The 12,633-nt window shown below is 38.8% G+C and carries 8 protein-coding genes; 6 read left to right on the top strand and 2 right to left on the bottom strand.

The features are described from left to right. Nucleotides 1-139: 139 nt before the first annotated feature. Complete coding sequence (locus BM098_RS02880; protein ID WP_089830212.1) at nucleotides 140-1,222, bottom strand: AI-2E family transporter; 1,083 nt, start codon at nucleotides 1,220-1,222, stop codon at nucleotides 140-142. Between the two features lie 158 nt (nucleotides 1,223-1,380). Next, the gene (locus BM098_RS02875; RefSeq protein ID WP_159430094.1) at nucleotides 1,381-4,410 is read right to left on the bottom strand and encodes an efflux RND transporter permease subunit; all 3,030 of its coding nucleotides are present in this window, start codon (nucleotides 4,408-4,410) and stop codon (nucleotides 1,381-1,383) included. 291 nt (nucleotides 4,411-4,701) lie between these two features. Between BM098_RS02875 and BM098_RS02870 the strand changes: the two genes are divergently transcribed. The 6 genes from BM098_RS02870 (at nucleotide 4,702) to BM098_RS02850 (ending at nucleotide 12,632) form a co-directional block, all read left to right on the top strand. Then, nucleotides 4,702-5,670, top strand: a complete 969-nt coding sequence (locus BM098_RS02870; RefSeq protein ID WP_234987390.1) for a LacI family DNA-binding transcriptional regulator — start codon at nucleotides 4,702-4,704, stop codon at nucleotides 5,668-5,670. A 171-nt stretch (nucleotides 5,671-5,841) separates the two neighbouring features. Further along, nucleotides 5,842-5,964, top strand: coding sequence for a hypothetical protein (locus BM098_RS13845; protein WP_261766419.1), 123 nt, complete (start codon nucleotides 5,842-5,844; stop codon nucleotides 5,962-5,964). A gap of 533 nt (nucleotides 5,965-6,497) precedes the next feature. Next, nucleotides 6,498-7,889, top strand: coding sequence for an ABC transporter substrate-binding protein (locus tag BM098_RS02865; protein ID WP_159430093.1), 1,392 nt, complete (start codon nucleotides 6,498-6,500; stop codon nucleotides 7,887-7,889). A 30-nt stretch (nucleotides 7,890-7,919) separates the two neighbouring features. After that, nucleotides 7,920-10,844, top strand: a complete 2,925-nt coding sequence (locus BM098_RS02860) for an extracellular solute-binding protein (protein ID WP_234987389.1) — start codon at nucleotides 7,920-7,922, stop codon at nucleotides 10,842-10,844. Between the two features lie 80 nt (nucleotides 10,845-10,924). Continuing rightward, nucleotides 10,925-11,731 carry a carbohydrate ABC transporter permease gene (locus BM098_RS02855; protein ID WP_234987388.1) on the top strand — a complete coding sequence of 269 codons (807 nt, stop codon included), beginning with the start codon at nucleotides 10,925-10,927 and terminating at the stop codon, nucleotides 11,729-11,731. Nucleotides 11,732-11,753: 22 nt separating this feature from the next. After that, complete coding sequence (locus BM098_RS02850) at nucleotides 11,754-12,632, top strand: carbohydrate ABC transporter permease (protein WP_089830203.1); 879 nt, start codon at nucleotides 11,754-11,756, stop codon at nucleotides 12,630-12,632. Nucleotide 12,633: the final 1 nt, after the last annotated feature.

Raw genomic sequence — 12,633 nt, 5'->3', positions numbered from 1 at the left:
GGGAAAAAGAAGTAAAAGGTTGAAGCAATAGCGCAAAGTAAAAAAACGACACAAATAACGTGTCGTTTAATTAATAGACTATTTCTGAAAGTACCTAACCGAACCCCATCCACGATAGGTGTGTATAAGTCGTAACGATTTAAAATATATTCTTCTGTCCAACGGGGCGTGAGTTCGTATAAACGCGATACAAATGTGTGATAATTGTTTTGGCGACCGCATAACTTGGGACGGCAAACAGTAAACCGACAAAGCCAAACATTGCACCTGCCGCTAAAATCACCGTAATAACTGTTAAAGGATGTAAGTTTAAGGCTTTTCCCATAATATTAGGAGAGATTAAATTACCTTCAATCTGTTGTGCCACGATCATAATCACCGCGGTCCACACCCCAATCATTGGGTCTTGAAAGAAACCGATGACGACAGCTGGGATAGCGGAAATCCACGGACCAATAAAGGGAATCAAATTCATAAATAAGCCAAAGATTGCTAACACAAGTGCATAATTTAAGCCGACAATGCTGTAACCAATCAAAAGAATGACTGCTACAAAAATACTTACAAGTACTTGTCCTTGAATAAATGACGTTAATGCTTGATTAATGTTTTTTAATAGTGTCTCAATACTGTTCGCTTTTTTCTCGCTAAAGAATTGCGTTATAAATGGTATTAATTTCTTACCATCTTTCAACATAAAGAAGAGGAAGAATGGAATCATAATAAATGAGAATAAAAAGCTAAATACGGAACTGATCATACTAAAGAGGTTGGTTACCACTTGTTCAGCATACGTATCTAAATTATCAATCGCATTTTGAATCGAATCTTCAAAGGCAGCGGGTAAATATTTTTGGCGATTTTGCCATAACTCCCATAGCTCTTCTAACCATTTAGCAATCGCTGGAACATTCTCGACGAGTCTTGCCGTTTGTTCTTGAAGAGGTGGGATTAAGAATAGGCTAATGAGATAAACAATCAATCCAATTAAGACAAAGATAATTAAGGTCCCAAAGACGCGTTTGACTTTATAACGTTCCAACAAATCAACAAGCGGATTGGTTATGTAGAAAAACAGTCCGGCACCGATGATTGGCACGGCAATCGAGGCTAGTAATAAGCCGATTGGAACAAAAATAAAATCTGATAAATGAACTAAATAGATCAGCGAAAAAGTTAAAATTAAATAGATTAAAATCCGAAACGGTTTTTGTTTGGTCATAAAAGATTCCTCCAGTTAATGAAACAATAGGTTTGTGGCTTTATCATATCATATGAGACGTCTTTGGTGGTAAAGATAACCTAAAAAAACAAACAGTCTCCCGATATAACTCAAGGAGACTGTTCGTTTAATCTAAAGGTTTTTTACTACCGTGTAACTTACGCTTCTTTTCTTAGTTTTAATAAGGCTAAGTAAAGCGGCGGAATTAACACGAGTGTTAACAGTGTCGCAAAGAAGATACCATACACAATCGCAACGGCAAGTGGCTTAAACAATACATCGCCGGTAATAATGACCGGAATTAACGCTGCCATTGAAGTTAAGGTTGTGAGTAAGATTGGTTTTAAGCGTAACCGACCTGCTTCAATAAATGCATCCGTCAGTGACTTATAGTTGTCACGGTTTTGTTCAATAAACTCAATTAAGAGAATCGCATTACGCACGATGACCCCGCTTAAGGCTACAATACCTAAAACCCCTAAGAAACTAAGCGGTTCACCAGAGATAAAGAGACCGACTACCGCCCCGCTTAAGGCGAGTAGGATCGTAAAACTAATTAGAATTGGTGTCGTTAATGAATTAAACTGTATCGCCAGTGTCGTATAAATAAGGAATAACACGACTAAGAATAACTTCCCGACTTCTAAGAAGAATTCGGTTTGAGTATCTTGTTCACCAGATTCAGCTAAACTAAAGCCATCCGGTAACTCACTTCTAACCGCTTCAATAATCGCTGACACATCACCGTCGTCTGTAGTAAAGATATCAAAAGAAATGAACCGGTCACCGTTTAAGTGATTAATCGCATTGACTTGTTCAACATTTGTTTTCTCGACGAATTGATCGAGTGACACGATGGTTGGCATGGGACTGTCACCAGAGAAACTCGCAAGTTCTAAATTGTCTAACGCCAAGCCAGTTGGATCAAAGTCATTGTAGCTTAAATTAATGGGTAAACGCATGTTGCCATCATCAAATATTCCAAGTGGTGCGCCAATCGAAGCGAGTTGCATAAGCCCGGTGACCTGTGTTTCGGTAAAACCATAAGCTAGCATCGCATCTTCATCAATGGTCACTTCGGTAAATGGTTTCGTCTGTGAGTTTGATGAGACAAATGAGACCGCATCTGAAGCTTGTAATTTTTCATTTAAGTCCTCGGAAATCCGCAGTAGTTCGGACAAATCTTCACCTGTTAGGGTTAAGCTCACATCAGCCGAAGCCGGTGGGCCTGAGACAATCGTATCAAGCTGCATCGTCACGTTAGGAAAGGTGTCTCTTACATCTTCTTCATACGTATCAATAAAGTCTAAAACTTTGGTTTTGTCTTGGTCGATACGAACGACCACATGTCCTGTGTTCGTACCACTATTTGGGATCGAAGCACCAAAGATCCCCGGTAAGCCTTCACCAGCATAGCTTACTGTTTCTCTAACAACATTCGTTTCTTTAAAGTAATCTTCAATCGCAATAAGTGTCTCTTGTGTCTCTTCAAGTGGCGTACCCGCTGGTAAAGTTGCGGTAATTGTGACTTCCTCGCGTTCTGCTGCTGGGAAGAATTCAATTGGCACGAGAAGAATCAGACTTAAGAAACTAATCATGATCACGAGACCACTCACAATCGTGAGCACGGGTCGTTTTAAACTAAACGGCACGATTTTGTCAGCGTAAACGTTACTGAGCTTTTCAAAGATAGGATTAAGCAACCCAGACCGTCGTTGCTTTTTCTTTGTCCGTAGTTTTTGTTCCTGGTAGCGGAAAGCGGGCATAAAACTTAACGCTAAAAAGGTTGATGCGAGTACGGTAAAGACAAGGGCGAGTGGTAACCCGCGAATAAAGTCGCCGTTACTTCCTGATAAGAACGTCAACGGAATAAAACTAAAAACAATTAATAGTGTGGATGTAATGATGGACACCCGAACTTCTTTCACCCCGTTAATAACACCCTCACGGGCGGAATCACCGAGCAAGAACCGCCGTTCAATATTATCGTTAACGACAATCGCATCATCGACTAAAATCCCAATCGCGACAATCATCCCGATAACTGAAATTTGATTTAAATCAACACCTGTGTAAGGCAGTGGGATCAGACCGATAATAATGGATAATGGAATCGCAAGCGCGACTAAGATAGCTGATGTAATAGGTAAGCCGAGTACCATAATCACAAGCACCGCAATCAGTGAAATGATAAGTGACTGAAGCAAACTTGAGTACACATCGTCAATAATAGTTGTTTGGCTAAAGTATGAGCTGATGGTAATATCATCACTAAATAGCGCATCAGCTGCTTGTTTGGCTTTCGTTAAAGGTGTTTCTAAGTTAAGAATATTAATACCGTCATCGGCTTGAACCGTCACCGAAACAACGGCTTGTCCGTCTTCATGAATCAGACTAGACGGGGTATCGGTAACAACATCAATCGAAGCAACGTCTTCAAGGGTTACGTTCTGACCATTTGTATTCGCAATAACGGTTGCTTTAAAGTCATCAAGGTCTTGATAAGACGTTAAGGTAAGGGTTCGAATTGTATCGTCAAGTTGATCGGTACCAAGAGGTGTTGGTTGAATTGTCTGTGAGATTGCTTCAATCACCTGGTTTGGTTGTAGTTGATAGCGCGCGAGTAAATCGGGTTCGATTTGAACCGATAAAGTCTCACCGGGTAACCCGCGAATATCGGTTGATTTTACCCCGGATATCTCCGTTAAGCTATCCGCAAATTGATGAATCGCCTCGCGGTTATCAAGTAGCGTCTTGTAGTCATCAGCTGCAATATGGAACGTTTCAACATTTGACTGAATCAGATCTGTGCTAATATTGACCGCTCTTACCTCATCAGGAAAGCTCGTTCTAACTGCACTGACACGTTGGTTAATGTTTTGGTACAATTGACTGGTGTCAGCTTCACCTGAGAGTACTAAGGTTAAATTGACAAAGCCGTTGAGTGAGGCTGACTGAATCTCGTCAATGCCATCAATTGTAAGCAGCTCTTCTTCTAGTGGTGTGGTAATCGCTTTTTCCATTGATTCAGGCGCAGCACCTGGATAAATCACTTGGATAGAGGCAAGGGGTTGAGTAATCTCCGGAATATCGCGTTTTGGTAATTGAACGTAGGTAAAGATACCGACAGACACGAGTAAGAGAATCAGGATCCAAAGAATCTTTCGGTATTTTAGTAATGTTTTCATCATGGTCATCCTTTCGTTTAACGGGTTTAGTTTAGAGATTATTGCGAGAAACATGTGCATGCGCAGTAACATAAAGTTATGTACAAGCTGGCTTTTTTAAGTGCTTTGTATAAGTATTGTATAATTAAAATGCATATTTTTAAAGTGATAAGTATCGAAAAAAAAGAGTGTTTTTTTAAAAAGAAGTTGAAAACGCTAACAAATTGATTTATAATAAATTTGTTGAATCGTTTCAATTGCTTTTAAAGACGATTTGAATCGTTTCAAAGAAAAATAGAGGAGTGAGTAATGTTGACAACTTTAAAAGATGTTGCAAAATTAGCCAATGTTGGAGTGTCAACGGCTTCTTATGCTCTAAATGGTAATAAATTAATTAAGGAATCAACGAGAAAAAAAGTGCTTCAAGCAGCAAATGAATTAGGGTACCATCCAAACGGTAACGCTAAAAATTTAAAAAGAAGTAAAAACGACATGATTGGTCTGTTTATTAGTGGTTTTACAGGGCCGTTTTTTAATCAGTTGTTAGAGGGTATTCAAGATGTTGTAGTGAGTCATGGCTATGAATTAGTTGTTTGCGCTTCTAATGAACGCCACCGAATGCTGACAGAAAGGTTGGTCGATGGCGCCATTATTTTGAATTATCATATTGAATCAGAACTTCTAAAAACGGTTGCTAGCGAAAAAATGCCGTTGATCGTGTTAGATAGAGAAATTGACCACCCGCATATTTATAAGGCGTTACTACCAAATGATAAAGGAATTAAACAGGCGTTAAAACACTTAGAGGATAAGGGGCATAAAGATATTGGCTTTATAGCAGGATCAACTGATTCCTATGATGGAGAAACACGTCTAAGTGCTTTCAAGCATTATATTAAAGAGCATAACTTTACAACCGAACAAAGTGCAATTCTACGAGCTGATTTTACTGAAGCTAGTGGTTATGAAACAATGAAAACTTTTTTAAAAAACAATCATCACTATCCAACAGCGTTTATTGCAGCAAATGATGAAATGGCAATGGGGGCTATTAGAGCTATTAAAGAAGAAGGGTTATCAGTTCCTACCGATATCGCGGTAGTGGGCTTTGATGACATTATTATTGCACAATATCTCCAACCAAGTATAACGACAGTTCGCGTTCATAAGAAACAATGGGGTGAGCAAGTAGCTGAGGCCATGCTTAATATTCTAAAGGGGGCTAATGCGGATCTTATCTTGCAACCGACGATGGAGCTTATTGAACGAGAATCTACTTAAGTAAGTAGAGGGAACCATCAGTTTAAAAAAGTTTTTTTCAAATATCAGCACATTAAATGTTTCGTTTGTCGTAAATACACATAGGTTTCATGATTTTGATGGATTTAAAGTTTCTCGTAGGGATATCTTAATTACGCAAAGTCAGTCAGAAAATAGGGTGGTTGTGGGTGAATGTTATGGCGATCAATCATGCCGACAAACGCATTCACAACTGCTATTCAGGCGAGACAAAAGCCGATGCAATCAGCAGAGATCCAAGGCAGAAAAGCTAAAAAGTTCCGCGATGACGACTAAAAACATGTGAGTTAACGATGAAGCTGTGCAGCAATGATAGGCACTTGTTAAGCAAAAGGGTCATACTAGCTTGTAGTATCAAGCGAAAGGGAAAGTGAATGATTCTTTTGAAACGTTTCAAAAGAATCATACAAATGAAGTGACACCTGACGTATCGATTAGGTTTCACCCAGATTATTCCGGCATTAACTGTAAGGGAATTAATAATTTTAGTATTTTTGAATCGTTTCAAAAATACTAATTGTATACGTTTACAAGACCGAGAGTTCGACAAGAACAGTCACTCAATTATACTGAGCGATTGGGGCGGTTATTTCCCCCTATAAGAGAATGTAGTGGTCGATTTTATAACAAGCAGTTGTAATCGATGAGGCTCACGAAATACGTGCGTTTGTTAACGTCACTACTGTCCTTGATGTAACTAACTGTCTATTAGATAGAACTTCTAAAGATACATCAAAAGTATTCATTCTATGATGATCACCTCACAAAAAGTGAGTGATATAAATAATAAAAAAGGGAGTGTAAGTGTGATGAAAAAATGGTTAATGTTGTTGTTTTCAGTTGTATTTGTTTTTGGTTTAGCAGCATGTGGAAGTAATGAGTCAGAAGATGCAGGAAATGATGCGAATGAGGATGAGAATAGTAGCGCACCGGGCGAAGCTAAAGAACTAACAATTGCAAGCTGGGGGTTTGGTGCTGAAGGAGATGAAAATCTTAATCGTTTAATGGTGGATGCGTTTAATGAACAGCATGAAGATATTCATGTCACAATTGATGAGTCTATTGATACATCTGATTGGAATGGTTCATTAGCTGCAGCCGCAAGTGGTGGGGTTATGCCAGATGTATTCATGTTAGCTCAAATTCCTACGGGCTTAGCTAATGATTGGCTATACGATCTTTCAGATATTGCTACTGCGGATGAAGAGTTTTCTCAAGTGCCAGAAGCGGTTGTTGATGCCGTCACTTATAGTGAAGGTATTTATGCGCTACCGGCTGGCCAACACTTACTAGGATACTTCGTAAATAAAGATTTATTTGAAGAGCAGAACTTAGATGCTCCAGCAATGGGAGTCACCATTGATGAATTTGTTGATGCGGTACGTGATGTGACAGATGTAAATGATGGCCGTGTCGGTTTAAATCATCCTTTTACTATTCCTGATTGGTACCCTATTGCAGCAAATCAAGATATGGGTTGGTTTACTTATTTAGATGGGTCATTCCAATTAGATAGCAATGAATTTATTACTGGGGTTAATTTAGCACAAGATATATTAACGAATGGTTATGCTTATGAAACGCTATCAGAAGACCAACAAGCGAATTTTAATGGTGAAAACCCAGAAGAAGTTTGGTTAAATAATCAGGTCGGTATTAAGTGGGATGGTACATGGATTACTGGTCACCTTGATAGTCAATCTGATTTTGACTGGGACTTTATTGGTATCCCAGGAGAACGCGTTGTTATGACACATGATTATTACGGTATTTCAAGTGCCACTGATCACCCTGAGGCAGCCTATAAATTAGCTAAGTGGATGTCATTTAGTTCAGAAGGTTTCCTTAAACAAATTGAAATTGCTGACGCAAGTGATAACTTAAATATTGCGAGTATGCCGGTAACAGCAAATCAAGAAGTGCTCGATACTTACTTCCAACGTTTTGATGCACCAGGCTTACGCCAAGCTTATGAAAATATTGATGAAGCAGTTGTAGAGCCAGTAAAAACAGTTCCAGGCTACAGTTTAGCGAGATGGGATGTACCAACGGGTATCGAAGTAGGTGATGATCCCAATTCAAATATGTCAGGTCTTGTTGATGCTGCTATTCGTGGCAACTTGAATATTCAAGATTACGTAAGTCAAATGAATGAGCTTGCGAATCAACAATATGAAGAAGGTCAAGCATCAATTCAATAAATGATGCAATCAAGCAAAGGGGGAAAAAGCATGATAAAGTCAATCATAAAGTGGTCTGTAATTGGCTTGCTGTTAGTTCCAACAACAGTAAAAGCGAATGAGGAGATAGAATTAGATTTACAAGAGGATGTTATTGAGCCTGATTATCATATTGTAAGTACTGAGTGGCAATCAGAAAGCCTTTCACGCGTTGATTCATTTGAACAACGCGTGTCCCCCTCTGCTTTTATTGTTGAGGAAAACAACGAAAATATAATCAATCAAAAATATAGCGAAGGGTATCATAGTGATGTTTTAGCGTGGGGTGATGATCAATCCGCTGTTGTGGAAGTGGATGTACCAGAAACCGGCTTATATCAATTGAATATTGATTATTATCCATTAAGTGATCCGCTTGTTGCTATTGAAGCTGCCATTACAGTCAATGGTGAATATCAATACCGAGAAAGTCGCCGCATTTCGTTTCCAGTAGATTGGAAAAGCGAGGATGATGAAGTGACATTAGATCGTCGTGATAATCAAGTCGTTCCAAGACAAGTAGCCATTGAAAAGTGGTATAACACATATGCTTTGGATGCAAATCATTATGAAGAAGAGCCATTAGAATTTTTACTGGAAGAAGGAAAGAATACAATAGAAATCAATGCCTTAAGAGGAGAGTTATTGTTAGGAGATATCACTCTATCTACTAAAGATCAGTCGAGAAGTTATGAGGATTATCTCGAGCAATATCAAGGAGAAGAAAAAGTCAACGATACGGTTATTTTAGAAGCAGAGTTACCCGCATATAAAAACAGCTCATACATTAGACCGATTAGAACCGCGAGCCCATCAGTAACACCATATGAAACAGGTGTAGGGTACTTAAATACATTTGGTGGTGAATCTTGGTCAGACGCCGGCCAAGAAGTAACGTGGAAGGTAGAGGCACCTAAAAGTGGTTTATATCAATTGAGCGCTAAGGTGATGCAATCTAATCCATCAGGAGATACCGTTTTTAGAACCGTATCTGTAAATGGCGAGATTCCTTTTGACGAAATGAAGCATTATCCATTTGAGTTAAAAGATGAGTGGTATGTTGAAACCTTAGGTAAAGAAGAGCCTTTCTATATATATTTAGAACAAGGTAATAACGAGATCAGCATGCGAGTAGATGTCTCACCATATGCACAAGTAGTAAGAACAATTGATCAAATGATGAAAGAGATTGAAGATCTGACTTTATCCATCAGACAACTTACTGGGAACAATCAAGACCCCAATCGAGATTGGAATATTGTTGAATACATTCCTGAAATTGAAGATACGCTAATAGAATGGGCCAAGTCCCTCGAGGATGAATTGGATTACTTATTAGCTTTAAATAATAAAGAGGAAACAACGACCGTTGTCTCTCTTAGAATTGCGGCGGATCGTTTGCGCTCACTTGCAAGTGAACCCAATGAAATTCCTAACCGTATTCATGAATTATCAGAAGGTTCAAGTTCAGCTACACAGATGCTAGGAACAATTATGATTGACTTACAAGACCAGCCGCTACTATTAGATCAATTATATTTACACGGTGAAACTAGCGATTTACCGAATGCTACTGCTGGTTGGTTTACAAAAGTATCAGATAGTATGAAACGTTTCTTTAATTCTTTTACTAATAATGACTATTCAGTATCAGAAGTAGATGATGAAACACTAGAGGTATGGGTAAATCGACCGCGGCAATATTTGGAGTTATTGCAGCAAATGACTGATCAATACTTTACGCCCGAAACAGGAATAAAAGTGCAGTACTCACTAATGCCTGATGAGGCAAAATTAATCTTGGCTAATGCTGCAGACTCACAACCAGATATCGCTTTAGGGATTAGTAACTGGTTACCTTATGAACTTGCTGTACGAGGGGCAGCTGTAGATTTACGACAGTTTGAAGATTTTAAAGAAGTCGGCCAGAACTATTCTCCGGGAGCATTTTTACCACTTGTCGTTGACGATGGTGTGTATGCCTTACCTGAGACCCAAGACTTCTATGTACAATATTATCGGATTGATATTTTAGAATCTTTAGATATTCCTGTTCCAAGTACATGGGATGACGTCATCGATATTTTACCTGAATTGCAGCGGTTTGGTATGAACTATTACACGCCTATTGCCGGGGCACAAGGGTTTAAGCCCTTCCAAACCACGGCACCTTATATTTATCAGCATGGTGGAGACTTATATGATTCAGATGGTTTTGGTACCCAGATTGATAGCGAAGCATCCCTTAAAGGCATTCAGCTTATGACAGATCTCAATACGATCTACAGTATGCCGCTTCAAGTGCCTAACTTTTATAATCATTTTAGATATACAACACTACCTATTGGTATCGCTGAGTTTGGTACGTATGTTCAACTAACAGCTGCCGCTCCAGAAATATCAGGTTGGTGGGATATTGCACCACATCCCGGGGTGGAACAAGAAGATGGCACAGTTGAGCGCTTTGCTACTGGATCGGGTCAATCGATGATGATGTTTGAAGGTAGTGGAAAGAAACACGAAGCTTGGGAATTAATGAAGTGGTGGGGAGCAACTGAGACGCAAACAGAGTTTGCAGCGACACTACAAACGCTATATGGTCCAGAATATATGTGGAATACAGCGAATGTGGAATCATTTAAACAATTGCCTTGGCCAGAAGAACATAAAGAAGTTATTTTAGAGCAGTGGGATTACTTGTTAGAAGTTCCGAAAACACCATACTCTTACATGGTTGAAAGAGAAATTAGTAATGTATGGAATAGTGTTGTGTTCAATGGTGAAATAACACGATCGGCAGTGGATGACAGTATAGTCAATATCAATCGAGAACTCAGACGAAAATTAGAGGAATTTGGCTATATTGAAGATGGAGAAAAGGTAAAACCATATCGAATTCCAACAATAGAGCTTATTGAAGGGTGGTTAGAAGAATGACATTTTTTAAAAAACACCATAGCACACTCGTATTTTTAATGCCCTATGTGCTAATGTTTTCTTTATTCATTATCATTCCTGTGGCAATAGCAATTGGACTATCATTTTCGTATTTTAATGCCATAGAACCACCTAGCTTTAATGGTTTAGAGAATTATGTAAATGTACTAACGCAGGATAGTGTATTTATGAGAAATGTGTTACCTAATACATTAATTTTCGCTCTTATTGTAGGGCCAGGTGGATATATTTTATCGTTTATTCTTGCATGGATGTTAGCCCAAATACCTCGGTTACCAAGAATTATTTTTGCTTTAGTTTTGTATTCACCATCTATGACAGCAGGGATAGCTATGGCAGTTGTATGGCGAATTATTTTTAGTGGTGATCAAACGGGGTACTTGAATGCATTGCTAATTAACTTAGGTGTTATTTATGAACCTTTACAGTTCTTACAGTCTCCCAATTACCTTATGACAATCATGATTGTTGTCACGTTATGGGGGAGTATGGGGGTTGGCTTTTTGGCCATGCTCTCAGGTGTATTAAATATTAATACTGAAATATACGAAGCAGGTTACATTGATGGTATTAAAAATCGGTTTCAAGAAATTATCTATATAACCATTCCATCTATGCGTCCGCAAATGTTATTTGGAGCAGTCATGGCAATTGTTACGACCTTTCAAGCTGGGGCAATCGGTGTTCAGCTCTCCGGGGCTAATCCGACACCACAATATGCAGGTCAGTTAATGGTGAATCATATAGAAGATTATGGATTCATTCGCTATGAGATGGGATATGCTGCTGCTATATCTGTGTTGCTACTGCTGTTTATCTATCTATTCTCTAAACTAGCATGGCGCTTATTTGGTGACAATGATTAAAAAGTGAAAAGGGGGAAGGAAAATGGCATCATCATTTCATGGATCAAAAATCAATCCTGACAGATTTGATCGCAGTCAGATTAAGTTCTTTTTATTTTTAATGCCAATGATGGTATTTATGGGGCTACCCATTGTTTATATTTTTTCACATGCATTTAAGCCAATTGACGAACTTTTTGCATACCCTCCACGTTTTTTTGTGGAGAAACCGACACTTGCCAACTTCGTCGACCTATTTAATATGTCTGATACAACAGGTGTACCAATGTCACGATACTTATTTAATAGCATTATCGTGACCGTCGTAGTTGTCGCATTAACTATTGCAATGAGTACGGCAGCGGCTTACGCGCTATCGAAAAAGAAGTTTAAATTAAAAGCGCTTCTTTTTGAGATCAATACGGTTGCACTAATGTTTGTTCCAATTGCTGTTGCGATTCCTCGCTACCTTTTGATAGATAATATTGGTTTACTCGATAGTTTTTGGGCGCATATCTTGCCGCTATTAGCCATGCCGGTCGGCTTGTTTTTAGTGAAGCAGTTTATCGATCAAATACCAGATTCATTAATAGAATCAGCCAGAATGGATGGCGCATCAGATTATATTATTTATTGGAAAATTATTTTACCGTTAGTCAAGCCAGCTATAGCAACGATAGCGATACTGTCATTTCAGGCCGTGTGGAATAATGTTGAAACCTCGACCTTGTTTGTAAATGATGAAAGCTTGAAGACTTTTGCCTTCTTTATGTCAACACTAGCCAGTCAAACTGGCAATAGTGTAGCAGGACAAGGTATGGCAGCTGCGGCATCGTTACTAATGTTTGTTCCAAATTTAATCATCTTTATTATCTTACAAAGCCAAGTAATGAATACGATGGCACACTCAGGTATTAAATAGG

It is taken from the genome of Halolactibacillus halophilus (genome assembly GCF_900115605.1).
Classification (GTDB): Bacteria; Bacillota; Bacilli; order Bacillales; family Amphibacillaceae; genus Halolactibacillus; species Halolactibacillus halophilus.
Note: the sequence above shows the minus strand (reverse complement) of the source record. Positions and strands in the feature narration are given on the sequence as shown.